The 26,802-nt window shown below is 69.1% G+C and carries 24 protein-coding genes and 7 pseudogenes; 16 read left to right on the top strand and 15 right to left on the bottom strand.

The genetic code is table 11. From position 1 onward, the window contains the following. The first annotated feature begins 2 nt into the window (after window positions 1–2). Genes OHA98_RS19665 through mdlC form a run of 5 tightly spaced genes read left to right on the top strand, consistent with a single transcriptional unit; the run spans window position 3 to window position 5,500 of the window. Window positions 3–227 carry a hypothetical protein gene (locus tag OHA98_RS19665; protein ID WP_266927498.1) on the top strand — a complete coding sequence of 75 codons (225 nt, stop codon included), beginning with the start codon at window positions 3–5 and terminating at the stop codon, window positions 225–227. Then, window positions 224–1,084, top strand: a complete 861-nt coding sequence (locus OHA98_RS19660) for a xanthine dehydrogenase family protein subunit M (protein WP_266927496.1) — start codon at window positions 224–226, stop codon at window positions 1,082–1,084. The genes OHA98_RS19665 and OHA98_RS19660 overlap by 4 nt, the downstream gene beginning before the upstream one ends. Next, window positions 1,081–1,539 (top strand): (2Fe-2S)-binding protein, encoded by a 459-nt coding sequence (locus OHA98_RS19655; protein ID WP_266927494.1) that lies wholly within the window; start codon window positions 1,081–1,083, stop codon window positions 1,537–1,539. Before OHA98_RS19660 ends, OHA98_RS19655 begins: the two co-directional genes overlap by 4 nt. Further along, the gene (locus OHA98_RS19650) at window positions 1,536–3,920 is read left to right on the top strand and encodes a xanthine dehydrogenase family protein molybdopterin-binding subunit (protein ID WP_266927492.1); all 2,385 of its coding nucleotides are present in this window, start codon (window positions 1,536–1,538) and stop codon (window positions 3,918–3,920) included. Before OHA98_RS19655 ends, OHA98_RS19650 begins: the two co-directional genes overlap by 4 nt. Further along, entirely contained in the window at window positions 3,917–5,500 is a 1,584-nt protein-coding gene (gene mdlC / locus OHA98_RS19645) for a benzoylformate decarboxylase (RefSeq protein WP_266927490.1), read from the top strand. Before OHA98_RS19650 ends, mdlC begins: the two co-directional genes overlap by 4 nt. 8 nt (window positions 5,501–5,508) lie before the next feature. Here the strand turns inward: mdlC and OHA98_RS19640 are convergent, their stop codons facing one another. Beyond that, window positions 5,509–6,315 (bottom strand): SDR family oxidoreductase, encoded by an 807-nt coding sequence (locus OHA98_RS19640; RefSeq protein WP_266927488.1) that lies wholly within the window; start codon window positions 6,313–6,315, stop codon window positions 5,509–5,511. 17 nt (window positions 6,316–6,332) lie between these two features. Next, window positions 6,333–7,247, bottom strand: a complete 915-nt coding sequence (locus OHA98_RS19635; RefSeq protein ID WP_266927486.1) for a VOC family protein — start codon at window positions 7,245–7,247, stop codon at window positions 6,333–6,335. Between the two features lie 863 nt (window positions 7,248–8,110). Between OHA98_RS19635 and OHA98_RS19630 the strand changes: the two genes are divergently transcribed. Both OHA98_RS19630 and OHA98_RS19625 read left to right on the top strand, forming a co-directional pair. Continuing rightward, window positions 8,111–8,671: a GNAT family N-acetyltransferase gene (locus tag OHA98_RS19630; protein WP_266927484.1), complete on the top strand. Its 561-nt coding sequence runs from the start codon at window positions 8,111–8,113 to the stop codon at window positions 8,669–8,671. A gap of 608 nt (window positions 8,672–9,279) precedes the next feature. Further along, window positions 9,280–9,441: pseudogene (locus OHA98_RS19625) on the top strand (IS5/IS1182 family transposase); the annotation flags it as partial. Between the two features lie 174 nt (window positions 9,442–9,615). Here the strand turns inward: OHA98_RS19625 and OHA98_RS19620 are convergent. The 4 genes and pseudogenes from OHA98_RS19620 to OHA98_RS19605 form a co-directional block, all read right to left on the bottom strand. Next, entirely contained in the window at window positions 9,616–10,005 is a 390-nt protein-coding gene (locus tag OHA98_RS19620) for a ribbon-helix-helix protein, CopG family (protein ID WP_266927482.1), read from the bottom strand. A 655-nt stretch (window positions 10,006–10,660) separates the two neighbouring features. Then, the gene (locus OHA98_RS19615; RefSeq protein WP_266927479.1) at window positions 10,661–11,194 is read right to left on the bottom strand and encodes an SMI1/KNR4 family protein; all 534 of its coding nucleotides are present in this window, start codon (window positions 11,192–11,194) and stop codon (window positions 10,661–10,663) included. Window positions 11,195–11,716: 522 nt separating this feature from the next. After that, complete coding sequence (locus OHA98_RS19610) at window positions 11,717–12,619, bottom strand: trypsin-like serine protease (protein ID WP_266927477.1); 903 nt, start codon at window positions 12,617–12,619, stop codon at window positions 11,717–11,719. Between the two features lie 346 nt (window positions 12,620–12,965). Continuing rightward, window positions 12,966–13,097, bottom strand: a pseudogene (locus OHA98_RS19605) (VOC family protein); the annotation flags it as partial. Window positions 13,098–13,139: 42 nt separating this feature from the next. Here OHA98_RS19605 and OHA98_RS19600 point away from each other — a divergent pair. From OHA98_RS19600 to OHA98_RS19590, 3 genes and pseudogenes are all read left to right on the top strand, one after another. Then, window positions 13,140–13,247, top strand: a pseudogene (locus tag OHA98_RS19600) (HNH endonuclease); the annotation flags it as partial. 482 nt (window positions 13,248–13,729) lie between these two features. Next, window positions 13,730–13,858, top strand: a complete 129-nt coding sequence (locus tag OHA98_RS19595; protein WP_266927475.1) for a hypothetical protein — start codon at window positions 13,730–13,732, stop codon at window positions 13,856–13,858. Window positions 13,859–13,939: 81 nt separating this feature from the next. Beyond that, a pseudogene (locus tag OHA98_RS19590) lies at window positions 13,940–14,492 on the top strand (IS6 family transposase); the annotation flags it as partial. Between the two features lie 200 nt (window positions 14,493–14,692). Here OHA98_RS19590 and OHA98_RS19585 read toward each other — a convergent pair. From OHA98_RS19585 to OHA98_RS19575, 3 genes and pseudogenes are all read right to left on the bottom strand, one after another. Beyond that, window positions 14,693–15,026, bottom strand: a pseudogene (locus tag OHA98_RS19585) (transposase family protein); the annotation flags it as partial. 248 nt (window positions 15,027–15,274) lie between these two features. Further along, a complete protein-coding gene (locus OHA98_RS19580; protein WP_266927473.1) occupies window positions 15,275–16,726 on the bottom strand; it encodes a S41 family peptidase in 1,452 nt (483 codons plus the stop codon). 95 nt (window positions 16,727–16,821) lie between these two features. Further along, window positions 16,822–17,628 (bottom strand): IS5 family transposase, encoded by an 807-nt coding sequence (locus OHA98_RS19575; protein ID WP_266922961.1) that lies wholly within the window; start codon window positions 17,626–17,628, stop codon window positions 16,822–16,824. Window positions 17,629–17,811: 183 nt separating this feature from the next. Between OHA98_RS19575 and OHA98_RS19570 the strand changes: the two genes are divergently transcribed. The 4 genes from OHA98_RS19570 (at window position 17,812) to OHA98_RS42705 (ending at window position 21,382) form a co-directional block, all read left to right on the top strand. Further along, window positions 17,812–18,663: an IS5 family transposase gene (locus OHA98_RS19570; RefSeq protein WP_266927471.1), complete on the top strand. Its 852-nt coding sequence runs from the start codon at window positions 17,812–17,814 to the stop codon at window positions 18,661–18,663. Between the two features lie 90 nt (window positions 18,664–18,753). Further along, window positions 18,754–19,562 (top strand): IS5 family transposase gene (locus OHA98_RS19565; RefSeq protein ID WP_266927470.1). Its coding sequence is split into 2 segments (ribosomal slippage): window positions 18,754–19,102 and window positions 19,102–19,562, totalling 810 coding nucleotides; the frame shifts between segments, so codons are not numbered across the junction. Window positions 19,563–19,753: 191 nt separating this feature from the next. Further along, entirely contained in the window at window positions 19,754–20,422 is a 669-nt protein-coding gene (locus tag OHA98_RS19560) for a response regulator transcription factor (RefSeq protein WP_266927960.1), read from the top strand. Window positions 20,423–20,887: 465 nt separating this feature from the next. Next, on the top strand, window positions 20,888–21,382 hold the full coding sequence (locus tag OHA98_RS42705) for a hypothetical protein (RefSeq protein ID WP_323179591.1): 495 nt from the start codon (window positions 20,888–20,890) through the stop codon (window positions 21,380–21,382). Window positions 21,383–21,628: 246 nt separating this feature from the next. Here OHA98_RS42705 and OHA98_RS19550 read toward each other — a convergent pair. Next, window positions 21,629–22,226 (bottom strand): annotated as a pseudogene (locus OHA98_RS19550) (IS6 family transposase); the annotation flags it as partial. Window positions 22,227–22,282: 56 nt separating this feature from the next. On the opposite strand from OHA98_RS19550, the gene OHA98_RS19545 reads away from it, so the two are divergent. After that, window positions 22,283–22,414, top strand: coding sequence for a hypothetical protein (locus tag OHA98_RS19545; RefSeq protein ID WP_266927468.1), 132 nt, complete (start codon window positions 22,283–22,285; stop codon window positions 22,412–22,414). A 269-nt stretch (window positions 22,415–22,683) separates the two neighbouring features. Here the strand turns inward: OHA98_RS19545 and OHA98_RS19540 are convergent, their stop codons facing one another. Beyond that, on the bottom strand, window positions 22,684–23,328 hold the full coding sequence (locus OHA98_RS19540; protein ID WP_266927466.1) for a dihydrofolate reductase family protein: 645 nt from the start codon (window positions 23,326–23,328) through the stop codon (window positions 22,684–22,686). Between the two features lie 507 nt (window positions 23,329–23,835). Here OHA98_RS19540 and OHA98_RS19535 point away from each other — a divergent pair. Beyond that, window positions 23,836–24,219, top strand: coding sequence for a hypothetical protein (locus OHA98_RS19535; protein WP_266927465.1), 384 nt, complete (start codon window positions 23,836–23,838; stop codon window positions 24,217–24,219). 57 nt (window positions 24,220–24,276) lie between these two features. On the opposite strand, the gene OHA98_RS19530 is transcribed toward OHA98_RS19535, so the two are convergent. The 4 genes and pseudogenes from OHA98_RS19530 to OHA98_RS19515 all read right to left on the bottom strand — a co-directional run bounded on the left by OHA98_RS19530 (window position 24,277) and on the right by OHA98_RS19515 (window position 26,756). Next, window positions 24,277–24,429 carry a hypothetical protein gene (locus OHA98_RS19530; RefSeq protein ID WP_266927464.1) on the bottom strand — a complete coding sequence of 51 codons (153 nt, stop codon included), beginning with the start codon at window positions 24,427–24,429 and terminating at the stop codon, window positions 24,277–24,279. A 43-nt stretch (window positions 24,430–24,472) separates the two neighbouring features. Then, window positions 24,473–24,616, bottom strand: a pseudogene (locus tag OHA98_RS19525) (TetR/AcrR family transcriptional regulator); the annotation flags it as partial. A 239-nt stretch (window positions 24,617–24,855) separates the two neighbouring features. After that, window positions 24,856–25,437 (bottom strand): hypothetical protein, encoded by a 582-nt coding sequence (locus OHA98_RS19520; RefSeq protein WP_266927463.1) that lies wholly within the window; start codon window positions 25,435–25,437, stop codon window positions 24,856–24,858. Further along, window positions 25,434–26,756 carry a radical SAM protein gene (locus OHA98_RS19515; RefSeq protein WP_266927461.1) on the bottom strand — a complete coding sequence of 441 codons (1,323 nt, stop codon included), beginning with the start codon at window positions 26,754–26,756 and terminating at the stop codon, window positions 25,434–25,436. The genes OHA98_RS19520 and OHA98_RS19515 overlap by 4 nt, the downstream gene beginning before the upstream one ends. Window positions 26,757–26,802: the final 46 nt, after the last annotated feature.

Raw genomic sequence — 26,802 nt, 5'->3', positions numbered from 1 at the left:
CCGTGCACCGGGAGGACACCCTGCTGTGCAGGGTGTCGTGCGAGTCGGCGTCGGTCGCGGTCCTCCTGCACCCGACCGGCAACGGACGGCGGCTGCGACTGGTGTCCGAGCGGACGGGGCAGAGCGCGCTGCTCGACGCCACGGTCCTGGACGCGCTGTGCGCCCTGACACCCTCGGCGGCCACCGCCCTGGTGCGCACCGCCGTGCAGGAGGGGGTTCCCGCGTGACCGCCGTCGCGTTCGACTACACCGCGCCCACGACTCTCGGCGGCGCCCTGAGCGCGCTCGGCGTGCCCGGGCGGACGGTGGTTCCGCTGGCGGGCGGGCAGAGCCTGGTCCCGCTGCTGACCCGCCGTGAGGTGCGCCCGGAGGTCGTCGTGGATCTGAACGGGGTTTCCGGCCTCGCCGGGATCGACATTGGTCCCGACCGGGTCAGGATCGGCGCGATGACCCGGCTGCGCGATCTGGAGCGGCACCGGGAGTTGAGGGCGGCCCTGCCCGTGCTGGGGTTCGCCGCTGCATCGGTGGCCCACCCGCACATCCGCGTGCGCTCCACGCTGGGCGGTTCCCTGTGCCATGCGGCCCCGGCCGCCGAACTGCCTGCGGTCGCAGTCGCACTCGGTGCGGATGTGGTGTTGGCATCGGCACGCGGTGTGCGGTTGGTTGCCGCGGCCCGGTTCGCCACTGGTGCGGGAGCCACCGTCCGCGCACCGGACGAGGTGGTGACCGAGGTCATCTTCCCCCGTACCGGCGGGCTGGTCCACGGGTTCAGCGAGCTGTGCACACGGGGGAGCACCGGCTATCCCGTCGCCGGTGTGTGTCTGGGACTGCGATTGGGCGCCGGTGTTGTCCGGGCCGCCCGGGTGGTGGTGACCGGGTGCGGGCCTGTCCCCGTCCGCCTGCTCGGCGTCGAGGCCGCGCTGGTGGGCCGCGCCGTCGCCGGACCGCACCCGGGCCTGGTCGCCTCGGTCGTCGCGGAGGCGGTCCGTGAGGCCGGGCCCGAGGATGGGGAGTACCGGGCCGAGGTGGCGGGCGTGCTGCTGCTGCGGGCCCTGGAGTCACGAGCCGTCGAGGAGGAACGTTGAGCGTCCGGACGATCACGGTGCGGGTCAATGGGGCCGTGCGTACCGGGGATGCCGAGCACCACATCACACTGGCCGAGCATCTGCGCACCACGCTGAGGCTGACCGGCACACACGTCGGCTGCGGGACCGGCGACTGCGGCGCCTGCGTGGTGCTCCTCGACGGCGAGCCGGTCTGCTCCTGCCTCATGCTCGCGGTGCAGGCCGACGGCCGGGAGGTCGGCACGGTCGAGGGCATCGCGGACGGCGGCAGTCTGACGCGGGAACAGCGCGCCCTCGTCGAGGAGCACGGGCTTCAGTGCGGATTCTGCACCCCGGGCCTGCTGGTACGGATAGCCCACGCAGCCGGCCGCGACGGCGAAGAGCACGTGCTAGCCGGGCACTTGTGCCGATGCACCGGCTACGACGGCATCCGTGCCGCGCTGCGTACGGCGGGCGGACCGGGGGACGGCCGATGACCGGGGAGCACCGGTACATCGGCAAGCCGGTCCCGCCCCGTCACCACGACCGGCTGGTACGCGGACACGGCCGCTTCCTCGGCGACCTGCGTGCGGCGGGAATGCTGCACGCGGCCATCGTGCGCAGCCCGCTCGCGCACGCCGCGGTCGCCGGCTTCGACGCCACCGCCGCCAGGGACGACCCGCGCTGCGCGCTCGTGCTGGGCCCCGGCGACCTCGCCGGGTGCACGGCGCCGATTCCCACGGTCTGGAGGCTGCCCGGGCAGCCGGAGAACAGCATCCCCGTCGCTGTGCGGACGGCCCGCTATGCCGGGCAACCGCTGGGCATCGTCGTCGCGGACACGCCCACCGCGGCCGCGGATCTGGTAGAAGCCGTACGGCTCGACCTCACGCCCCTGCCCCCGGTACCCACCGTCGCCGACGCGCTGGCCCCGCACGCGCTGCCCGTCGTGCCAGGTACGACAGGCAACGAGGCCGGCCGGATACGTTTCGGCTCCCCCGCGCGGGACATCGCCTCGGCCCTCTCACGGGCGGCGCTAGTGGTGGAACGGGAGTTCACCCTGCCACGGGTGAACCACGCTCCGCTGGAGCCGCGTGGTGTGCTGGCCGAGCACGACCGGAGCACCGGACTGCTCACCGTCCACGCCAGCAACCAGTCCCCGCACGCGATGCGCCAGGACCTGTGCACCGTGCTGGGACTGCGGGCGGACCGGGTGCGTGTCATCGCACCGGACGTGGGCGGTTCCTTCGGGGGCAAGGTCCTGCTCCACCCGGACGAGGCGATGGTGTGCGCGGCCGCGGTCACCCTGGGTACCGCGGTGCGCTGGGTGGAGTCCCGCGAGGAGAACTTCACCGGTTCCTACCAGGGCCGGGGCCAGCGGGCCACGGCCCGACTCGCCGTCGGTGATGAAGGCCGGTTCCTCGCGTTCGACGCGCACATCCTCGCGGACCTGGGCGCCTACGCGACCCAGGCGGGCAGCGGGCCGCATCAGGTGACCGCCCTGACCCTCCAGGGCCCCTACCATGTGGAAGCCGCCGCAGCCTCCGTCACCGGGGTGTACACCACCCGCGTCCCCACCGGCGCTTACCGCGGGTACGGCATGCAGGAGGCGTCGTTCATCCGCGAACGGCTGATCGACGAGGCCGCACGTGAACTCGCGGTGTGCCCGGTGGAGTTGCGGTTGCGCAATATGATCCGGCCCGAGGATCTGCCGCACACCACTCACACCGGACTCACCTATGACAGCGGTGACTACGGCGCCGCACTGCGCCGGGCCGCCTTCCTGGCGAGACGCCCGCCCTCGGCCGACCCCCCGTCGGTGCGCCGCGCCACCGCCGCCGTGGCGGCGGTGGAAATCAGCGCGTTCGCACCCTCGGCCCTGTTGGAGGCATTCGGGATCGCCTGGAGCGGCTGGGAGGGAGTACGGCTGCGGATCAACCACGACGGGACGGTCACCGCCCACTCCGGGGTGATCTCCGTCGGCCAGGGCATCGAGACCAGCCTGGCGCAGATCGCCGCAGAGGGGCTGGGCGTGCCCCTGGACTGGGTACGGGTCGAACTCGGGGACACCGACACCGCCCCGCACTCGGACCTGTCCGCCCAGGCTAGCCGCGCACTGACACTCGCGGGCGGCGCGCTGGTCATCGCCGCGCGGCGGCTCACCGGCCGGATGAGGGCGCTGGCGGCCACACTGCTGGGCACCGAACCCGCGCGGGTGACCTTGCGGATCACCGCCACCGCGGGCCCGTCGTCGCCGGACGCGGCCTTCCACGGCGACGACGGTGCGCACATCACCTGGCGCGAGGTCGCCCACCGCGCCTACCGGGGATGGGGAAGACGGCAGAGCACCGACCCGGTCCGGCTGGAGGAGTCGGTGGACTTCGACCCGCCGCAGCTCACCTTCGCCCACGGCGCGCACGCCGCCGAGGTCACGGTCGACCTTGGGACCGGCCGTATCACTGTGGAGGGCTACTGGGCCGTGCACGACAGCGGTGTGGTGGTCAACCCGCTCATCGCGCACGGACAGATCACCGGCGGCATCGTCCAGGGGCTGGGACAGGCGCTCACAGAGGAAGCCACGGCGGACGCCGAAGGCATCCCCACCACCCGGTCGTTCCGCGAATACACCCTCCCCGCAGCCCAGGACGTTCCGCGGGACCTCGTCGTCGAGCACACCTGCACCCCCAGCACGGCCATCCCCGGCGGCTTCAAGGGGCTCGGCGAGGGCGGCATCATCCTGCCGCCCGCAGCGGTCGCATGCGCGGTCGCCGCCGCGGTACCCGAGATCGCACACACCCTCACCTCGCTCCCGCTCACCCCGCCGCGCGTCCGCGCGGCACTCCGGGCGGCGGGCATCACGGCGGAAGGCGGTATCCGGTGACTCGAACGAACGAGACGGCGACGGTGCGCGAGGCGGTGTTCGACCTGCTACGCGCGGAGGGCATGACCACCATCTTCGGCAACCCCGGGTCGCTGGAGCTGCCCATGCTCCGCGACTTCCCCGACGACTTCCGGTATGTGCTGGGGCTGCAGGAGTCGGTGGTCGTGGCGATGGCGGACGGGTACGCGCAGGCCACCCACCGCCCTGTGCTGGTCAACCTGCACTCGGCGGCAGGAGTGGGGCACGCGATGGGCGCGCTGTTCACGGCGCACCGCAACCGGACACCCCTGGTGGTCGTCGCGGGCCAGCAAGCACGGTCACTGCTGGAGGGCCACCCCTATCTGCTGTCGCAGGACGCGACCACACTGCCCCGCCCGTATGTCAAGCTCAGCCGTGAACCCGCCCGCGCCGAGGACGTCCCGGCGGCCATCGCCCGCGCCCGGTATCTCGCGACCGCACCGCCCGCCGGGCCCGTGCTCGTGTCCGTACCGAGCGACGACTGGGATCGCACCGCCGACCGGGTCGCGGTCCGGCTCACCAGTACCACCGTGGCCCCGGACCCCGCTCTGCTCGCTCGCGTCGGCGACGCTCTGGCGAACGCACGGTCACCCGTGCTGATCGCCGGATCCGGGGTCGACCGAGAGGGGGCCGTGCCCGACCTGGTGGCGCTGGCCGAGGCACACCGCGCGCCGGTCTGGGCGGAACCGATGTCCCACCGCTGCGCCTTCCCCGAGTTGCACCCGCTCTTCGCCGGTTTCCTGCCGCCGGTGCGCGAGGACATCGTGCGCACCCTGGCGGGACACGACCTGGTGCTGTCGGTGGGCGCACCGGTGTTCACCTACCACGTCCCGGGTGCCGGCCCGCACCTCCCGCCGGGGACCGACCTCCATCTGCTCACCGACGATCCCGAGCAGGCGTCCTGGTGCCCCGGCGGAACCGCGGTCATCACCGGTCTTGCACCCGCGCTGCGGATGCTGGGCGCCCACCGGCCCGGAAGCCCGCGCACGCCGCCCCCCGCCCGCCGCCGCCCCGGGCCACCCGCGCGTTCCACGAGCCGGATCACCCAGGCTCACCTGGTGCACGCCCTGGCCGAGGAACGCCCCGAGGGGTGTGTCCTGGTGGAGGAGGCTCCCGGAACCCGGCCGGTGATGTGCGAGTTGCTGCCCAACCTGGGGCCCGAGACCTTCTACACCACCGCAAGCGGCGCGCTGGGCCACGGCCTTCCCGCTGCGGTCGGCATAGCCCTGGGCAGGCCCGGGACTCGCGTGGTCGCCGTCGTGGGCGACGGTTCCGCGATGTACGCCGTCCAGGCGCTGTGGTCGGCCGCTCAGCTGGGTGTCGCGGTCACCGTCATCGTGGTGAACAACCACCGCTACGCCACGGTGGACGGCTTCGCCGAACGGTTCGGCATGGCGAGGCCAGTGGGCACGGCGCTCGGCGGACTGGACTTCGCCGCACTCGCCACCGCCCAGGGGTGCGCGGCCGGCCGGGTGGAGAATCCGGCCGCGCTCGTCCCCGCGCTGCGTACCGCGCTCACCTCCTCGTGCCCGTATGTGCTCGATGTGGTGGTGGACCGGTGAGCCGCGCCCTACCGTACGGTCAGGCCGCCGTCGGGCCGCAGCACCTCTCCGGTCATGCCCGCCGCCTCGGGGGACGCCAGGAACCGGTAGAGCGGGGCCACCTGTTCGGCGCTCAGGACCACTCCGAGGGGGTTGAACTCCCGTACCGCCGCCGTGATCTCGTCGGCCTCGGCAAAGACATGGCGGCCGTCCGCGGTGCGCAGCCCGGTGACGATCCCGCCAGGGGCCACGGCGTTGACCCGTACCGAGGGCGCGAGGTCGGCCGCCAAGTGCCGCACCACCCCCAGCGCGGCATGCTTGGCGGCGGCGTAGACGATGCCCGTGCCATTGCCGCCAACGAGGTAGGACGCGTCGGACAGGGTGAAGACCATCGACCCCCTGCTGTCGGCGAGTGCCCCGGCCGCGGCCCGTGCCCCGAGCAGATAGCCGACGACGTCCACGTCGAGGACGTGTCTGGCCAGCTCGGCCAGCGCGGCTCCGGAGAGGTCGCGCACCCCGAACCCGCCGTCGTGGACCCCCGCGTTGCCGACGAACAGGTCCAGCCGGCCGCAGCGGGCCAACGCGGCGTCGACCGCCCGGTCGTGCGCGCCGGGGTCGCGTACGTCACCGGCCACCCACCGCACGCGGTCGTCGCCCCGGTCAGCGGGGACGTCCCGGTCGAGCACCGTGACCTGGTAGCCGTGTGCCGCCAGGTCGGCCACGACGGCGCGGCCGATGCCACAGGCGCCGCCCGTCACCACGGCGACCGGCTCCCGTCCCGCCCGACAGCCCTCGCCGGCCATCGGGCGGCTGTCTCTGTCCAGGTGTCGTTCCATTGGCCGGCTCCTCCTGGTCACACCGGTGGCGGCTGCCACAGACCCGTGTCCGGGCAGCCCCGCAGACTCGCCGACACCGCTTCGTCGCGGGGCGACGCCACTCCCCAGCTGTCGCTGGTCTGTGCGTTGGCCGGATAGACCCGGGGGATCCATTCGTGGTCGGGATCGATCCGCAGCATTCCTGTGGTGTATTCGGCGACGAATCCTGACGTGGGTTCCTGGAAGTAGGTGAACGTGTTCGCTCCGACTCCGTGTCTGCCGGGCCCCCACAGCGGCCCGTATCCCTTTCTCATCATGTCGCCGGTCGCTCGCATGAATTCATCGATTCCGCGCAATTCGAAAGCGACGTGGTTGAGCGATGTGTGAGGTGCGCGGGTGAAAGCGAGCAGGTGATGGAATGCCCCTGCGCGGAGGAATACCATGATGTCCTCCACCCAGTCGCTCACCTTCAGCCCGAGAACCGACCGATAGAACTCCAGTGAGGCCGGCAAGTCCCCCGCGTTGAGCACCACATGGCTGATACCGGTCGGCCTGCTCTCCCCCGGTTCGACGGAGCGGAATGCCCGGACCTCCGTCCGAGAGGACACCTCGACGGTGCGCCCTTCGCAGTCGAGGAACCGGAATCGGTATCCCCCACCCTCATCAGTGCAGGTAGCGGGCTCACTGACGAGGCGTCCGAGCGGGTGTGCTGCCACTCGCCCGGCTATCTCGTCCACATCGGCTTCGGTGGCCGCAGCCAGACACAGCAGGTCCACCCGAGGTTCGGCGGTGGCCCGAAGCCGCAACACATGACTGTCCTGACACCCGGCTCCCAGGAACACTCGACCCGAGTCGGTGCCGACAAGGTCCAATTGCCAGCTCTTTTCGAAGAATTCGCGTGCGGCAACGATATCGGGCACGCCGAGCGCCACACTCCGGACATGAGTAATCATCAGGCCTCCATTCCGTAATGAACTTCGGCGGTTCCTCAAGAGAGTACCGTCGCTCCGGTGAAAAGGGGCAATAGAATTCGGCCCTTCTCCGGCCTGACGACTTCTGTGCTATACCCGGTGCCAGTCCGCTCCGGAGCGGATTCCTTGACTGAGCCGGCCGGGTTCGGCGGGCGAGCGGCTGATGCGTTGTCTCGACTCCCGCAGGCGTCGTGGTGGACACGGTCGTTCACCTCCGGCGGGCGTCGCAGCCGTCAGCGGGTACGGGCAGGGAGATGCCCCCGGGCGGACCCGACGGGTTCATGTTCGCCGCCCAGGCCCGGCGGCGACGGAGCCTGCGCACCCGACGGCGCGTCAGCGTCCCGCTCGCCGTGCTCAAAGCCCCTGCGCCCAGGCTTGCGGGCGGTGATCTCCTCGCACCCGCCGACCGGCGCGGCCTGACCCTGCGGTACTCAACAGCACGGTCGCGAACAAGCAGCGGGGCACCTTCCGAACTGTGCAGTTGCTGTGGCTCCCCAGCCAGAAACGCCTGCTGGGCGCCGCTGCCGCCGTCGGCGGAACTCATCGTGTCAGCCGTCGAAGCGTCGTGGGGCGGGCCCGCAGACAGCTGAAGAATCGGTTCCGGAGACGTGGCTTGACGGGGTCCATGTCCCCCGTCAAGCCACCCGGCCGAACCCACAGTCACGCTCTGGTGGCCTGAGCCGCGTGCCCCACTGCCAGGGCATCCGCCCACGGCACCGTCCCTCACTGCAGACGGTGTCCGGGTCCAACAGCGCCGAAGCAGCACAATTCCTGGGGGCAGAAGTGTTGTGCGGTTCGGGCGTCGCCGGTCAGCGGTCTCTCCCAGTCGAGCGGAAGAACGCGGCATGGCCAACTTCCTGGAGACCGACCGGCTCGTCCTGCGCGCGTTCACGACTGCCTACACCGACCACCTGCTCGCCCTGGACAACGACCACGAGGTCATGCGCTTCATCAACGGTGGCCGTCCCACCAGCCGCCAGGCGATCGAGACGCGGACCCTGCCGCGACTCCTGCACGACTACCCGTGCTGGGAGACCCACGGTTGCTGGGCCGCGCAGGAGAGAGCCACCGGCACCCTCCTGGGCTGGTTCGAGTTCCGGCCGTTGGCGGAGCACAGCACCGCCGTGGTCGAACTCGGCTACCGGTTGAACCAGGCGGCATGGGGACGCGGTTACGCCACCGAGGGATCCCGGGCCCTGATCCATAAGGGGTTCACGGACCTGGAGGTCGAGCGGGTCACGGCGAACACGATGGCCGTCAACACCCGTTCCCGTCGCGTCACGGAGAAGTCGGGTCTGTCCTTCGTCCGGAACTTCGCCGGGGACTGGCCGGAGGCGATCGGGGGCTCCGAGCACGGTGAAGTCGAGTACGAACTCACCCGGACCGAGTGGGAACAGACTCGATAGACGTCAACGGGCCGATCCACAACTCGTGACAATTGCTCGGACGGGAACAGCCGCAGGTACAGGGGTGGCCAGCTCGGATCTCTACACCCCCAGCTCGTCCGCAGTCGGCCCGGTCTCTCCAGGACCTGCGGGCACCGGGCTGTCGCTGCAGCGAACCCGAGTACGCAGACGTCCCGCGTCTCGGCCTCCTTGCCGAGTCTGTGCCACAGCAGCAACGCGAGATCCCGGGCAGCGCGCTGGTCGCCGCTCGAATCCACCGCCCGTGACAGCACGTCAACCGACCTTTCGGCGTGGTCACTTGTGACCAACGCTGCGGCGTGCAACATCGCCAGCCTCGTACCGCCGACCGTAGCTGAAGCGCGTCCGGCCGTGACGGCGGCCTCTTCGTAACAACGACAGCCCATCAGCCTTTTGATGTCGGCGATGTGGTGCTCGATGTCTGCCCATCCACTCACGACTACTCCTCCGGCAGCACTCCTGGCGGAGCCGGCCTGCGCAGAAGTTGCACGGCGGGCGTCGACGGAGTCGACCGTGACATCGGCCGGCCGCCAAGGCCACCTTCACGTGCGGCGCGTTGGCCGGGAGGGAGACGGTGGCCCCTGCAGCCCGGGGCCAACCCCCACGACTCACCACTCCTGGCCCCGATCCTGGACCTCCTCAACGGCCTCGGGCCTCTGCCTGAGCAGATCACCGTCCACCTCGTCGCCGAGAAATCCCCTGCCCAGGCGGGTCCGCGGTGGCATGTGGAGCGGACACGTTCCTGGCAGAACGCCTTCCATCGCCCGGCAGCGCAACGCCCCTGCTCGCGGAGCCGCGGGGGCGGGATGGGGCGTGACACCGGGCGTGGCCGGTCGCTGAACCGGTAGGACAGACGTCACGTCATGTCGCAGAGAGACCCCGGGCGCCGCCGCTCGGGGTCTCGTGCTGTTGGTGCTGTGTGTGGGTCAGGCGGGCTGGAGGCCGGCGGTCACGAGGCTGCGGATCATCTGTGCGCGTGAGGTGCCCTCAGCGGCGGCCCGTGCGTCCAGGGCGGCCAGGACGTCGTCCGGGAGCCGGGTCTCGACCTTCGTGCCCACCGCGGGGCGTCCGCCGACACTCGTGGGGCCGAACTCCTCCTCCACCGGTCCGAACCACGTCTTCACGATGTCGTCGTGCTCGTTGCGCTGCAGCCATTCCTTCGCGGCCGCCTCGCTCACGAACGTGTAGCGCGGCTCCACTCCCTGCCGCTGGGACCATGTGCACCGCACCCATCGCCCCCGCTTCGTGCGGTAGAGGGACTGGTGCTCGAACTCGTCGGAGACCCGGTTGACGGAGACCTCTTGCTCCCGTCCCACGTGGTCGCCTCGCCGTACTCCGTGGCCGACTCCTCGCGAAACCAGCCCTGCAGGTCGCCGTCCGGGCTGTAGACATTGACGCGAGCCATGGTCATCCCCTCGATTCCCCTGCGGAACATTTCCGCATGCGTTAGCCATCACGTTGGTTAACGCATGCGTCAAGTCCCATTGGGGCGGGCCCCGCCACCGGACCCGCTCCACGCATACGTAATGCGGGGAGCGCATACGGGTCCTGGTGCCGCGTCAGCCTCCGTGCACTCGCGTGCGCACGGGCGGTCCCGACCGGCGTCGCACCCTGGCGTCAGTGCCCGTCACCCGCCGGCGCGGTGCGCGCGAGCACGGCCTCGATCCCCCCGGCTGCGACCATCAGCCGGGACGACTGCTCCGCGTCCGTGTCCGCCTCCCATCCGGCACAGGTCGGAGATCCAGATCGGGCGGTGTGCCTGGCGTGAGGGGTACCAGTGGTTTCGCCAGTGCCCCCGGATGACCCACCTGTGCCGGTAGGCCCGCCCCCCGTCCTGATGGGGGAGACCTTCCTGCCCGCCCGTCCGGCGGTGGCGCAGCTCGGAGGCGGTTGGTGAGCATATGGCTCACGGATCTCGATGAGGAACGACGGCACTGTGGTGTCCGCGAACGTGGGGCGGCCGGCCTCTTGTCAGAGCGGCGGGCCGTCGACGAGACCGCCGGAGCCGGGCTTGAAGGTCGTGCCGAGGTCGTACCGCGCGATCCCGAAAGGTTGAAAATCGGCATCGGCAAGAACGCGGTACAGGAACTCAGAGGTGGACATGTCGTACTGGACCCATGGGCCGGGGTCATGGGACCGCGCAAGGATGGGGTAATCGCCCGGTCGCTCGGCATCGATCAGCCAGACGTACTCGTCGGCCCATTCGGTGGAGCCCCACCCCAGCAGGCCCTTGCCGCCCGGCGCGTAGATCGCATAGGGATCGACGGCGGATACGTCTCCGAGCCTGCCCTGGTCGAACGACAGGGAGGCCCGCCACTGTGTCAGGAAGTCGAACGAAGCGTCCTCGCCGCGCCCCAGAAAGTAGACGGAATCACTGAAGACGCCGCCGCCGAACGCCTCGTAGAGCTCCTTGTAGTCCGCCGGCAGCGGGACCCCCAGCTCTCCCTCGATCGCCGCCCAGTCGACGGAGATCCCGAGTGGCTCCCACCCGGTCACTTCGATCACTCGCTGAACCCACATACAACAATCTTGCAGCACCGGTCTTCGTCGAGATCGGCAGCTGTCGATCTCAGCCCACCTTGACTGGTTCCTGCGCCCGGACTCGGGCGCAGGCGAGGCGGCAGGAGTCTATGCCGGTCCCGATGACGGGCCGCATCGATATGCCGCCACGGTGGTCACGCCGGATCGCCGCGTACAGCTCGACCCTTCGACATCTGCGGCATGACGAGCACTTCTCACCAGCAGCATCCCGATGCTGCCCTGGCAAGAGCCCTGGTGCCTCCCAAACTCGGGCTCTGGCTCAACTTCTGTGAAGCCATACACAGCGCGCTCGTGCCCGCGTCGGACCGGCACGCCGACCTGCCAGTTCCTCATGTTCGCTGAGCCGATGGACCGAGAGTCGATTCGGCATCACAGAAGTTGAGCCAGAACCCGAACTGCTCAACAAACGCTGCTCTGCGACGTGAACAGAGCCAGTGTCGCACGGCCGCCGTCCGGGATGTCGCGGAGACCATGGCCCGGAGGGCTTCACCTACTGGATGGTGTGTGGTCTCGGGTTGCTTCCGAGGGGTGGTCCGAGGGGTGGGTGGCTTCGGCCGGGATGACGTGCGAGAGCCCGTGGGAGGCGAGGGGTTCCCGGAAGGGCTTCCAGATCGCCGGGTCGGCCAGGTTCGTGAAGAGGCCCTGGCAGGTGTTCGTTTCTCCGGTCACCAGTCCGTACACGACTGCCTTGCCGGAGCGAGATGCGTTCGGATCGAACAGCGGCCCGCCGCTGTCGCCGGGCGCGACCCGGGATTTCGCGGTGCCCGCGCAGATGAACTGCTTGTCCCAGGTCCCTTCTTCAGTGTCGAGCTCGGTGACAGGAAGCGCCGCTTCTCGCAGGCGTGACGGCTTGTCCGGATCGGCGAGGTCGGTCCGCCCCCAGCCGGCAGCGCGCAGGAGGCGACCGGGCTGCGGTTTCGTTTGCAAGGGGGGCAGGGACGCGCCTGCCTGGTCGGCGGGACGGTCGAGCACGATGAGGCCCAGGTCCGTGTTCGTCAGTGTCGAGAATGTGGGGTGACTGTAGACGGAGAAGTGATCATCGGTCACCACCGTTCCTCCGGGCGTACTCGAATCGGCCCGCCCCAGGACGATCCGGATCTTGATTTTGCCTTGGACGGCGAGCTTCGCGCAGTGCGCCGCTGTGGCGACGACTCGGCTGTCGATCAGAGCCCCGCCGCAGAAGTGCGACCATGCCCCGTCGGCACCCTGTTCCTCGATCTGCACGACGAAGGGCCGCTTGCCGTCCGCGACCGGATTTCCGCCCACGATCGCCGAGGCGGACGGCGCGGCAACGGTGCACATGATGCCGAACGCACCAGCGGTTGCAAGGGCGGTGACCGCCTGTCGGCTCATTGACTTGCGCAAGAGGCACTCGCTTTCGTCTGCCACCGGGCGTCGCCCCGGTGGGCTCGTGCGGGACCGGCATGCGGCCGTCCCTTCTGGCACTGATCCTGGGCCGGAAGCTCTTCCGGGAGATCTCGATTCCGTGTCAGGTACATCCGGGCATCCACTCTGTTGTGTAACAGCCGTGAGCGGTCGCCTCCAGGACTGCTGCTGCCACAACCGAGCCGGGGCCACGGTCTCCCGGAGGCCCGGCCGGCCAGCGCCGTCGGCAGCGACGTCCTGTCTGTTCCTCGTCGTCGCAGGTGCCCAACCCACTGAACCGCGCCTGCGGATCGACACCCTCATGCCCGCGGCACCCGCTCGGGGTCCGGCTGGAAGTCGGGCTTCACGGCCCCAGAGCGAGCAGACGAGTCTGAGCTGCGTCCAGGTCGTCCACCCCCAGATCCATATGGGCCTGCTTCTCCTGGGAGGGGTCCGACCACGTGGGGCGGCGGTAGTCGGTGAGCCGGTTGAATCCGAGTCCACCGTGCCCCCTGCTCCGGTTTCACGGCCGCTTCGGCCAGGAGTACTCCCGCTCGCGGAAGCCTGGGATTCCGGGGCCTCGAAGTGGGACGCCGACCGGCGGATGCGGTACGCGAACGACCTCGGGAGCGACAGCTCGCTGGTCGCGGTCATCCCCGGAAGAGGGCGGGGGCGCAGTTCCGTAGGCAGCTCACGGTGAGGTCTGGACGCAGTCGTCATGAGCATTCCGGGCAACTGCGAAGGTAGCGCTCTGCCCTCGCACAGCACAGGGGCCTGACCAGCCGGTCTCAGGCCATCAAGCCCGTCGCTGCTCGGCGGGGCAATCCCCATTCTGCCGAAGGAGCGGCTGGTGGTGCAGCACCTCAGTTTGATCTCGAGATGCAGGCAGAAGCATGAACGGGTCGATGAGTAAGGCCTGTTGTCGAGTGGAGTCACCTTCGCTCTTTGCGGCGCACTTCGGCTTCCGCGCAGGTGGTGCATCGCGGGCCAGCAGTCCGCGGCGGCGATCGAGGAGCCCTTTGGCTGCCGTTTCGTCTTGCCGCCGCTCCGTAATCAAGGCTGAGGGGCGGTCAACGCCGGAGGTCACGACCCCACTTGTGGCGCCCGGGGCGTTGCAGCTGAGATCTATTAGCCGTGCCGTGGCCGGTCATCGAGCATCTGGCCAAGCAGTTGGAGGTCGAGGACGCCTCCCAGATCAAGCCGTACACCGAGCGGAAACCGACGCCGTACGAGCACGCGTGTGGGCACTGTCACGTTGGCTGACGGGTGGGATGATCTTCGGGTTCATCATGGTGGAGGGGGTTGTCCGTGGGCAGTACGCCGCCGTCGCACAAGGGGCACCGGTACCCGGCCGAGGTGACCTCCCACTGCGTGTGGCTGTACTTCCGGTTCCCGCTCAGCTTCCGCGAGGCCGAGGAACTGATGCTCGAGCGCGGCGTCATGGTGTCCTACGAGACGGTGCGCCGGTGGTGCCCGAAGTTCGGCCAGGCCTACGCGACCAGCCCGCGGCGCCGCCGTCCTCGGCCCGGGGACAAGTGGCACCTGGACGAGGTCCTCATCAAGGCCAACGGCGAGGTGAAGTACCTGTGGCAGGCCGTCGACGTCGGCGGCAACGTGCTCGACATCCTGATCCAGAACCGCCGCGACAAGACCGCGGCCAGGCGTTTCTTCCGCAGACTCCTCAAAGAGACCGGCACGGTGCCGCGGCTGGTCGTCACCGACAAGCACCCGTTCCTGCAGCGCCGCCCACCGCGAGGTGATGCCCTCGGTCGAGCACCGCTCCCACAAAGGACTGAACAACCGGGCGGAGAACTCGCAGCCCACCAGGCAGCGCGAGCGCGCGATGAAGGGCTTCCGCAGCGTCGGTGGCGCCCAAGGATTCCTGGCCGCGTTCAGCGGCATCCCGCCCCACTTCCGACCCGGCCGCTACCACCGCACCCGACCACCGCCTCAAGATGACCGTCCGCCTCACGATCTGGGACCAGATCACCGACGACGCCGGCCTGCCCGCCACGGCCTGACCGACAGCCAACAACCGCCTCGACCACGCCCTGACGCACCGCCAGACGCCTATACCCCCGACAACGTGACAACGCCCTCCTTGACCACCCCCAAGACCTGGCTGCTCAGACGTGTGGTGCGGCGTTGAAGGCGCTCGACCAGCCACCAGCCCAGGGACCTGCTCGCGGAAGGTCTGCCGTCGGCAGCCCAGGACCGGGCAGACCAGACGTCGTACCCCGACGTTGACCATGACCCGGCGGCCATCGACCGGCACATCCGCAACCGTCCGGACATGGTATCCGTGCACCTTCCCCGTCGGCATCCCGCACATCGGGCAGGGAAAGGGAACATCCCTGGTCCGGGCCAGAACCCGGATCACCTCGTCATCCGCCACATCATCGATGACCAGTGCCGATAGCCCTGAAAACACCGTTGCCACAGGGGAGTTGGCATCTCGCATACAACGTCGACGACGCCGGTTACCTGCCGTCACCACCGACTACGGAACAGAGCCGCTCGTTTGACGGATCCCCCACTGACAGCAACCCCCACCATTCACAACTGAATAGGGCGGCGGAGAGTAGCGGGGCAGCGGGGGTGTCAGCTGCGCGGGCTTTGGCAGAGTAGCCGTACCTTCAGGCCGACGGTGTCCTTGACGGATCGCATCAACAACCAGACCTATCCGCCGTTCTTCGTGGGGCACCGAGGTGTTGTGCCAGCCTTCCTGTGCCCGAGGTGGTCGAGGGCCATGGCAAGGGCGGAGTCACAGCCGTCTTCGAGCTCGGCGGACGTGAAGACAGGCGTACGGAACCGGGCGTCGACGGGAAGACCACGGCCTTCGAAACTCTGCCCGGCGGAGTTGCGGTAGTCCTCGTTACTGAGGTCAAGTGACGTGCCTCCGGGCAGGGTTCGTGACAGCTGGTCGGAGAAGATGCCCTGTGTGTCGCGGCCGATCAGTGTGGGTGCCGGGCTGCGGTTCAGCAGGGTCATCGCTGTCGTCTCGCCGGCGCTGACGGTCAGGTCGCTGACCAGCAGCGCGAGCCGCCCGTGGAAGCCCGGGTATCTGCTGGGTCTGACGTTCACCGTCTCGTACGGGGTGAATCCGCTGAGGGCGCTGAGATCGCGGGCGCGCTTCTTGAACGCCACATGTGGATGCCTGGTCAGACGGGATGCAAGTTCCTGCCCGAGTGCGTCGTGTCCGCCGTCGTTGAGCCTCAGATCGAGGATCAGGCCGCGCCAGTGATCCCTCGCGCCCTGGATGAATACCGTGTCCAGGGCACGTTTGAACCGCGCGAGGTCGTCGTCGTAGCTGCTTTCCTCGCCGTCGAGCTCCTTGAGTTGAGTGATCCGCAGGTAGCCTGTTCCGCCCGGCAAGCCGGTCGCGTACTCCACCTTTCCCTCGATGACCGGCCGCAGTTCGGCTCCCAGCCGGACTTTGATGGCGGACCGTGCGGCTTCGATATCGGCGTCGGTCAGATCGGCCGAATCGCGGGTGCCTGGCCGCAGTCCGTAGCTGCTCTCGCCCTTCCAGGTGATGCCTGTGTGCATGTCACCCAGCTTGCGGACGGTACGTCGCAGCAGAGCTTCCAGCGTGCGATCGGTGTTGCCGCCTTTCAGGGTCGCGTGGTCACGCTCCCGGTCACGCAGATCGAGGCGTCGGTGCGCGTAAGGAGGGTAGTGCTCCGACAGGTTCTGCCAGAACACGTCCAAGGTCTTCAGACGACGGGCGGGGCCGTCGTTCGGTGTCTCGGACGGGCAGTGCGGGAGCACCTTCAGGCGGTTCATCCGGATGTGACCGACCGAGCCGGATTCCTGAACGAGCAGGTGGCCACCCTGCCTGCGGACGGTCAGTTCGCGGTCACCGTCCTCGCCGAAGGACACCGCGCCTCCGCTGTCACGCTCGCCGCCGAGTGCCGTCATGGCATCGCCCTTGACACAGCTCGTCCCGGAATTCTCGTAGCCGGAAAGCTCCCGCGCACCGCTGTGCTCGTTCTGCTTGATCACGTAGACGGTTCCGTATCCGGCACTCCGCCACGTGCCGTCGATGTCGCTCGACCGTGGGTGGGCGGAGCCACCGCCGCCGTCCATGACACAGGCCGTAAGCATGACGGCCAGTGCGGCAGCACTCACGATGAGTCCTCTGCGGGCGCTGCCCGCGAACCATTTGGCGCCCCTGAGGGTACCGGCCGTATGTGCGTTCCTGTTCATCCGTCTAACTGATCGTTTCAGAATGCGGTTCGGAGTCGTCTCAAGCAGATGATGCTGCAGGCGAGTTGGAGCAGGCCGAGATGGAGGTCGGCGCGTATCTCGTAGCGGATCCGAAGGCGTTTGAACTGGTGCAGCCAGGCGAAGGTCCGCTCGACGACCCAGCGGGTCCTGCCCAGGCCGGAGCCGTGCGGTGTGCCGCGGCGGGCGATCTTCGGTGTGATCCCACGAGCCCGGACGAGGCGGCGGTACTTGTCGTAGTCGTAGCCACGGTCGGCGAACAGTCGCCGGGGCCGGTGGCGGGGCCGGCCGCGCAGGCCGCGGATGTGCGGTATGGCGTCCAGAAGTGGCATGAGCTGGGTGACGTCGTGGCGGTTGCCGCTGGTCAGAGCAACGGCGAGCGGGGTTCCGTGCCGGTCGACGATGATGTGGTGTTTGCTGCCGGGGCGTGCGCGGTCGACCGGCGAAGGTCCGGTGTGAGCCCCCTTGAGGGCCCTGACGTGCGAGCCGTCGATCGCAGCGTCGTCCATCTCCAGCAGGCCCTCTTTGCGTAGTTCTGCCAGCAGGACTTCGTGGAGGCGGGGCCAGACTCCGGCTTCGGTCCAGTCCCGCAGACGCCGCCAGGCCGTCACCCCACTGCAGCCCACCTGCTCCGCCGGGACGTCCCGCCAGCTCACACTTTTGCGCAGCACGTAAACGATGCCCCGCAGAGCAGCACGGTCATCGGCCGGCAGCCGCCCGGGATACCGGTGCCGCCGAGGCGGACGAGGAGGCAGCAGCGGGGCTATGCGTTCCCACAGGTCATCGGGCACGAGATCAGCAGACACCCGGCAGATCCTGCCGACACAACACCCAACTGCCAAGCCAACACACCGATCTCATTCTGAAATGATCAGTAAGACCGACCGGCAAATGGTGGGCGGGGCTGCCCAGCCGGGCCCGAACGCAAGGCAGGCACGAGCCTGAGTGATCATGGAGTTCTTGACGCTCAGCGATCACCCGGAGGGCTCGTGCCTGCGGTCCCATCATGCCTTTTGGAACCCCTGTGGGACCAATTCGCCGCTCTGCTGCCCGTGCGGAACGAATACGCCGAGAGCCATCCGCTGGGTTGTCACCGGCGACGGGTTCCAGACCGGACCGTCTTCAAGTACATCGTGCTCGCGCTGGTCCACGGCTCCGGCTACGAGCGGATCGCTGGCGCCGGATGCTCCGACCGAACGATCCGACGCCGCGTCAAACAGTGGGCTGAACTGGGGATATCCGAGAAGGTCCATGCCCTCGCACTCGAGGCCTACGACCGCATGATCGGCCTCGGGCTGAGCGAGATCTCGGTGGACGGCTGCATCACCAAGGCCCCGTCCGGCGGTGACAAGGCCGGGCGGTCACCGGTGGACCGGGGCAAGCAGGGGCTGAAACGCTCCGTCGCCTCCGATGCCTGTGGTGTCCCGCTCGGGATCGTCTCCGACGGGGCCAACCGGCACGATTCACCCTTGCTCGGCCCCACCCTGGACGCGGCGCAGGCGCAGGTCGGCGCGATGCCGGAGACCGTCAACGTCAACCTCGACCGCGGCTACGACAGCGCCAAGTCCCGTTTACTGATAGCCGAGTTGGGTTTCACGGCCGAGATCGCCCGCAAGGGAGTGCCCGCCCCGATCCAAGCCGGCAAGCGCTGGGTGGTCGAGCGCACCCACTCGTGGACGAACGACTACGGCAAGCTCCGGCGCCGCACCGAGAGGAGCGGCGAGGTCGTGGACTTCTACCTCTACCTCGCCGCCACTCTCGTCACGCTCCGCATGCTCATCCGACGCTCGACGAGCCGCTACCGCTGGGACGGCCGCCCCACCACCCGACGCCTCAAGTGATCCATTTGCCGGTCGGTCTTACTGATCATTTCAGAATGAGATCGGTGTGTTGGCTTGGCAGTTGGGTGTTGTGTCGGCAGGATCTGCCGGGTGTCTGCTGATCTCGTGCCCGATGACCTGTGGGAACGCATAGCCCCGCTGCTGCCTCCTCGTCCGCCTCGGCGGCACCGGTATCCCGGGCGGCTGCCGGCCGATGACCGTGCTGCTCTGCGGGGCATCGTTTACGTGCTGCGCAAAAGTGTGAGCTGGCGGGACGTCCCGGCGGAGCAGGTGGGCTGCAGTGGGGTGACGGCCTGGCGGCGTCTGCGGGACTGGACCGAAGCCGGAGTCTGGCCCCGCCTCCACGAAGTCCTGCTGGCAGAACTACGCAAAGAGGGCCTGCTGGAGATGGACGACGCTGCGATCGACGGCTCGCACGTCAGGGCCCTCAAGGGGGGGCTCACACCGGACCTTCGCCGGTCGACCGCGCACGCCCCGGCAGCAAACACCACATCATCGTCGACCGGCACGGAACCCCGCTCGCCGTTGCTCTGACCAGCGGCAACCGCCACGACGTCACCCAGCTCATGCCACTTCTGGACGCCATACCGCACATCCGCGGCCTGCGCGGCCGGCCCCGCCACCGGCCCCGGCGACTGTTCGCCGACCGTGGCTACGACTACGACAAGTACCGCCGCCTCGTCCGGGCTCGTGGGATCACACCGAAGATCGCCCGCCGCGGCACACCGCACGGCTCCGGCCTGGGCAGGACCCGCTGGGTCGTCGAGCGGACCTTCGCCTGGCTGCACCAGTTCAAACGCCTTCGGATCCGCTACGAGATACGCGCCGACCTCCATCTCGGCCTGCTCCAACTCGCCTGCAGCATCATCTGCTTGAGACGACTCCGAACCGCATTCTGAAACGATCAGTAAGCTGCTGGCTGCGCGGGCCGATGGCCATCCGCCGGAAGCTGGGGGCGACCCCGCCGGTCGGTGGGCCTCGACCCGCCGGGTGGCGGTCGGGCGCACGCGCGGCAGGTGCGGCGATGGGTTCCGTCTCTGTCCTTGTCCGCGCCGATTCGCAGCGGCAGCGGCAGCGAGAGGAAGTACAGGTGATCCGGGTACTGGTGGTGGACGACGAGGCCCTGATCCGGTCCGGGTTCGAGCTCATCCTGAATGCGGTAGGCGGCATCGAGGTCGTCGCCACCTGCGGTGGTGGCCAGGCGGTGGACACGATGCGCCGGGCGAGGCCAGATGTCGTCCTGCTCGACATCCGCATGCCCGATACCGATGGGCTCGCCGTTCTGCGTGAAATCCGCTCCATGACCGAACCGCCAGTGGTCGCCATGCTGACCACGTTCGATTCCGACGAGTACGTCATGACAGCGCTGCGCTCCGGGGCAGCCGGCTTCATCCTCAAGGACACCGAACCCGAGCAGCTCGGCCAGCTGGTCCGCACGCTCGCAGCGGGCGGCGTCGTACTCTCCCCCAAAGCATCCAGCGCCATCGTCCGTGCAATGCCCAAGGAGAGCAGCACCGACGAAGACATGCCGCGCCTGATTCTGCTGACCGACCGCGAACGCGAAGTGCTCCTCCTGGTCGCCGAAGGCCTGTCGAACGCCGACATCGGTTCCCGCGTCCACCTCAGCGCGAGCACGGTCAAGGACCATGTCAGCGCGATCCTGACCAAGCTGCAAGTAGCTGGACGGGTCCAGGCGGCGCTGCTTGCTCAGCGGGCCGGACTTCTGCGTGCCGGGCCGGCCGGGCGGAGGTCCGTGTAAGGGCCGCTGCCCGAACCTCGCCGGTGAGACGGACGGCAGGAGCTGCACGGGTTCTCCTGCCCAAGGGCAGACGGCCTGCCCGAGTGCGAGCGATGCGTTCGCTTCGCGTACCCGCGCCGTTGACCGACGCCGCGCTCGTCTGTCTCGCAGCCCTTGATCTGTGGTTCAACTTGGATGGCGGCAGCCCCCTGGAGGTGGCATACGGTGCGCTCGCGTGCTCCGCCCTCGTCGTTCGACGGCGCTACCCACCGGCTCTTTTCGTGCTGGGCCTGCCCGCCACCCTGTTCTTCTCACTCACGCTGATTCCCTTCGTCACCCTCTACACGCTGGCCGGGCGAGCGCGTAGCCGGCTCCTGCTGACCGTCTGCGCTCTGGCCTCCGCCGCGGCCAACGCCACGCCCTGGCCGCTGGCCGAATACGCAGAGGACGGCGCGGCCCGGACGTTCGTCGACTTCGTCTATCTGCTTGCCACGGCCGCTGCCCCCGTATTCCTGGGCCAGCTCGTACAGGCCTGCGGAGACGTCGCCCTGCGTCTGGCCGAAGTCGCGGCTCTCCGGCGGCACCGTCACCGAGCTCACCCCGCAGCCCACCCTGGCCGACCTGCACCGGCTGGTCGAAGGCAGCGGCATCGAGGCCTGCCTGGAGGGCGGCCTTCCCGCTGGCCTCCCCGCCACGGTTCAGCGCACCCTCTACCGAACCGTCCAGGAAGCCCTCACCAACGTCCGCAAACATGCCCCTGGCGCCACGGCGGCCATTCTGCTGTGGCACGACCAGGACGCCCTCGGCGTCACCGTGACCAATACCTCCGCGCCCCGGCCGGCGCTCCCTCTGCCCGGCGCGCACCACGGACTCATGGGTCTGCGCGAGCGAGCCGATATCCTGCGCGGGACGCTCGAATCGGGCACCACCGCCGACGGCGGCTACGAGCTACGTCTGCGGCTGCCGCGCCGGGCCGAATAGGCACCGAGAACGGCGAGCGTGCCCAGGCCGTGGTCAGCCTCCCGCAGGGCGTCGTCACGTTGGTGTGGTGTTGATCGATTGCGGGCGCGTCAGGGTGTGCAGGGGTCGGGTGGGGCCTGGCTTACGTTGCCATGGGCTGGTCGGTGGCGCCAGTGATCTCGTCCCGGATGGCGAAGCGGGTGGTCATCCTGGGTGCGGTATTTCGGTGGCGGTCATCAGGTGGCGGCGTGGTCGGAAGTGCGGTGAGATGCCGCTGAACGCGGACAGGAACCGCTGGGCCCCGCCGGTACTGCGGAAGCCCTTCATCGCGCGTTCGCGCTGCCTCGTCGGCTGATGACTGTTCTCGGCCCGGTTGTTCAGACCCTTGTGGGCGCGGTGTTCTACGGAGGGCATGACCTCGCGGTGGGCCGCGCTGTAGGAGCGCAGCTTGTCGGTGACGACCGCCCTCGGCACCGAGCAGGTCTTCTGTAGCAGTTTGCGGAAGAACCGCCTGGCCGCAGCGGTGTCCCGCCGGTTCTGGACCAGAATGCCGAGCACGTTGCCATCGGCGTCGACGGCCCGCCACAGGTACTTCAGCTCACCGTTGATCCTGAGAAAGACCTCGTCCAGGTGCCACTTGTCGCCCGGCTGCACACGCCGGGGGCCCAGGCCGTCGGCGTAGGCCTGCCCGAAACTTCGTACACCAGCGGCGGACCGTCTCGTGGGAGACGATCACGCCGCGCTCGAGCATCAGCTCCTCGACCTCGCGGAACGACAGCGGGAAACGGAAGTACAGCCACACGCAGTGCGCGATGATCTCCACCGGGTACCGGTGCCCCTTGCACGACGGCGGTGCGCTGTCCACGGACGCCCCCTCCCAGCACGACCGACCAGAAGATCATCCCAGGCCGGTCAGTCAACGTGACAGTGCCCCAGCTACGCATCCGCGGAGTCACCGACCCGCCCACCATCATCCTCAGCCAGGTCGTCCAGGTCGACCTCCTCGATCTGCTGGGACTCGACGTGCGACGCCCACGCTGGCTGCAGACCTGAACAGCACCCGCAGCTACCCGCGAAATACGAGGCTAAGGGCTGTCCCGTAATCCCTGGTGGATCAGCGCGCGGCGTCGGATGCGGTCCATCGCAAGGCGGAGGGACGCCCGCATACCGGATGTATGCGGGCGTTCCGACAACGCCGCGAGGTGCCGTAGCTGTCGTCGTGCGCCCGCCAGGGATTACGGGACAGCCCTTAGGACGCCGCTGGGCAGCGGCCATGCCGCGGGCGCCGGTGACGGAGCCCGCGCCGGCCGGGTGGTCCGGCCTCACTTCCGCCAGAACAGGTGGTGCGTCACGCCGCTCGGGCTGGGCACGACGTCCTGGTGGAACCGGTCGAGCAGCTCATCAGGGGACTCCCACAGCCGGGCCCCGGAGCCGAGCTTCGTCGGCGCGACCGCCACATGCAAGGTGTCGAGGAGGTCGGCCTCGAGGAACTGCCGGATGATCGTGGCCCCACCGCCAAGCCGGACGTCCTGGCCCTGCGCTGCCTCCTTCGCCTGGGCGAGCACCGAGGCCGGGTCGCCGTCGACGAAGTGGAACGTGGTGTCGGAGAGCGTGAACGAGGGGCGCTTGTGGTGCGTCATGACGAACACCGGCGTGTGGAACGGGGGCTCGTCACCCCACCATCCCTGCCACTCGTGGTCCTGCCAGGGCCCGCGCTGCGGCCCGAACTTGTTGCGGCCCATGATCTCGGCGCCGATGTTGCGGGCGTAGTCCCGCGTGAAGTAGTCGTCCAGACCTCGGCCACCGGGTTCGGAGCGCTTGATGGGTGGGTGGTCGGTGGCAAAGGCCCAGGCGAGCAAGTTCCCCGGATCGGCATGGCCGAACGGCTTCTCGAGGCTCTGGCCCTCGCCGGCGCCGAACCCGTCGCTCGAGACGGTGAAGTTCTGGACCCGCAGCAACTGGCTCATGTCGCTCCTCCTGCTTCGCGCTTTCTGATCACCTGACGAACCGTAGACCGGCCGGGCCGGGAAAACTCAGTGCCGCATCGTGCAGTTCTCGTCGAGCTCCCGCAGCCGCGCGCAGGGCGACGGCTCCCCGTGGTCATCCCCCGGCGCGGCCGCGTACCCCTCACCGGGCGAGCGTCCAGCGGAAGCGGGGGCTTCCGGCCCTTGACATCCAGCCGGCGCAGAAACTCGGCAGCGACGGGCAGAGCGCCCAAACACGGACTCGATCACGCACTCCATACGGGGGCGTTCCGTTCGTGGCCGCGGGGACCGGGAAGCCATCGACACACCCGATCGAACGTCGACAGGCCCGTGCCGGACACTGCCCGGCCCCGCTCTCCAGCCGAATAGCGACCCGCGGAGTACGGGGCTAGTGGCTCGGCTCAGATCCTTGGCCGGACATCTCGGTAGGCTGCTGGGCGATCGCGACTGCTCTGGGCGTGCGGCATCCTGCGGATGAGAGGTAGGGACGTGTCGGACAGTGAAGCGTCCAGCGGCGGGACAGCGGCCGTGACGGCCGTTCGGAACTCGGTCTTCCTGGGTGTGTTCCTCGCCGTGGCAACCCATCCCAAGGTGCCTTTCACCATTGTTGAACTGGCAGGCCGTGGCATCACCGCAGCCGCGGCTGCGACTCGTTGGGTGCTGGAGGTCGGGAAGCCGTCCCTGGACGGCTTCACCTTGGCCGGCAAGCTCATCGATCTCGGCGAGCGGGAAGACCAGCTCGTCGACCTGTGGCAGGCCTACGGAAGCGGCGACGTCGACGCTGCGGCCTTCGAGACCCGACTGACGGAGATCGTCGCAGCCATGGAGAAGTGGCCGTCGGCCCCCGAAAGGCTGACCGTAGGCGAACGGTGACACCCCTGCGGCCGACGGGTCCGGACCTCCACCGGACACCCGGACCGCACCGGGCGGCTACCCGCGCAGCGCCTGGCGGCGATCGGCGATGCGGATGTGCGGTCCACCGCCCGCGAGATGCCGTGCCAGCACCTCGCGGGCGGCGCCGTGCACTTCCGCGTACCGCGGGGTGCCGGAGAGCCGGAGGAGGTCCCGAGACCTCCTCACCACCCGCCGTACGTCCGGTCCGGATCCCACGCGGGCGTACGGAGCATGCGGCGCGGCGGTCCGCTCCGAGGGGACGGATGTCGCGGGCGAAGTGGGCCAGGGCGGGGAAGCGTTCCGGGTCGGCGTCGAGCACCGCGACGCGGAACTGCTCCATGCCCTGTTCGTACTCCTTGGGCGAGAATGCTGATACCGCCCTCGGAGGCGATCAGCCTGACTGCTACCCAAGGGGGCGACCTCGTACTTCACGACGGTGCCGGAACAACCAGTGGCCAGCTTCTTCCGGCGCGGCCACATTGATCGCGTTGAAGGAGCCAGACGACGAGTGGAACATGACCTCCACGGCAATCCCGGCTTCCCCCGCAATCACGGACTCCACGCTACGAGGGGAGGGGCATCTCCCCTCGTCTCCTGGAAGCGGTTGCCGGTGATTTACCGCGCACTGTCTGGCGGGATGATGAGGAATGCCTCGGGTCCGGCGACGCGGGCGGCGTCGGCGTCGGTCGCCGCTGTGCGAAGGGTGACGACGTTGCCCAGGTGCCGGGAGAGCCGCGCGGCCATGCGGTCTGCCTGCTCGCTCCAGTTCTCGGGGGCTGTGGAGGGTGGGACGACGATCAGTTCCAGTACGTCGGCCGGGTGTGTGGCAGTGCCGTCGGCGACGGGACCGGCGATGGCGAGCCGGGCCGGGGCGGGGATGAGGTCCGCAGCGGCACGTTCGCGGACTTCCTCCACCACGCGCTGCCGCAAGTCGGCCAAGCCGTCCAGTGCCTTCCACACGACGTGCCCTGCGACCAGCCGCACATCCCCTCCACGCCCACGTGGCTCGATCAGGCCCAGGAGACCGAGGCGGAAGAGCGTGGCCTCCACTTGGGTGACGGCAACGGACGCGTCACGGGCCAGGTCCGTCGGCGACAACGGTGCCCCCGTGTTCGTCGCCCGGTGGGCGGTCAGCGCGGTGACGATACGGCCCGAGGCGCCGGGGAACAGCGCCGGGATCGGTGTACGGAAGTTCACTTCTTCGCCTCCCGCGGTTGCGCGGGGAGGGTGTCCATGAAGGAGCTGACGGAGAAGACGGCGTTCCCGGGGCCGGCCGGGCCGTATCCGGGCGGCGAGCTCAGTCCGAACTCCTGCATCGTCGCCCGGTACGCCTCAAGGAGCCGGACGTGGTATTCCAGCGGTGCTCCGTGCGGGTTGGCCTTGCCCAGGGGGGTGGTGGGCTCCGGGCACCGGGTGGTGAAGCGCGGGGTGATGCCGTGCGACATGAAGAACCGCAGGCCTTCGACGGTGGAGTCGATGGCCTCGCCGACACTGGTGAAACCGAAGGGCTCGGCCATCTCGACCCCCGCGACGAAGTTCGGGATCACGTTGCGCGGCCCGAAGATCTCGGCGGAGTCCAGGATGCGCCGGTGCCATTCGTCGCGGCCGACGTGCCGTTCCTTGCCGGGGCAGTACAGTTCGAACAGACGCCGGTCCCACACCTCGTAGTTGGGGTGGTAGATCCGTATCCCGTGGTGGTGGAAGCGCCTCACGGCGTCATTGGGCAGGGCCTGGGCGACGACCTTGCCGATCCAGCGGCCGGGGAACCGCTCCTCGATCGCCTTGGCGTACTGCCCGTAGAAATCGGCTTCGTCCAGCCCCCCGACCCGTGAGGTGATCGCCCCGCCGGTCAGCGTGTAAGCGGTTGAAGTGCCGGCGACATCGTGCCGGTCGATGATCTCCAGCGCCTCCAGTACCTCCTCGACGGGCTTGACACCGGTGTAGGGGCGGCCCGCAGCCTTGTGCTGGTGCCAGTTGTGGTTGATGTCGCAGTACTGGCACTCCTGCTTGGCGCCGAAGTACTGGCAGACGCGGAACACCGTCAAATAGATCAGATAGCCCCACTGGATGGTCGGGGCGACCTCCATCACCGATTTCCCGCTCGCCAGGGTGTGCCGGTAATAGTCCGGCATCGGCGGCAGACCGACATCGGCGATCCGCTCCCCCTCCAGATACAGACCCAGCCTCCCCTCAGCGCCGGGAGCCACCCGATAGGGCGAGGCAGGGTTCACCCGAACCGACACCACCGTGCGGCGCAGCCCATAGGGCCCGCCAGTCAGCACGATCTCCTCCGGCGGGCGGCGCAGCGCGGCCTGACCCAGCTCGGGCAGGGTGCCATGGTCGAAGGAGAAGATGAAGTACGACTTCGGTTTGACGTCCCCGTCGTGGTTGTCACTCAGCGCGGCGGCATCGAAGGCGATGCCGCCGCGCAGCAGGTCCTCCTTGATCACCGCTTCCCGAGGCAGGTCCGGGAAGCGATCCATGAGACCCTCGACCAAGGCGGCACGGCTGGGCATACGCGGAACTCTCCTTCACTACGCGGGGGTTCTCGCCGGCCTCGGT

Origin of the sequence: Streptomyces sp. NBC_00654 (genome assembly GCF_026341775.1) — a bacterium.
In the GTDB taxonomy this organism is placed as follows: Bacteria; Actinomycetota; Actinomycetes; order Streptomycetales; family Streptomycetaceae; genus Streptomyces.
This window is presented reverse-complemented; position numbering and strand designations above follow the sequence as displayed.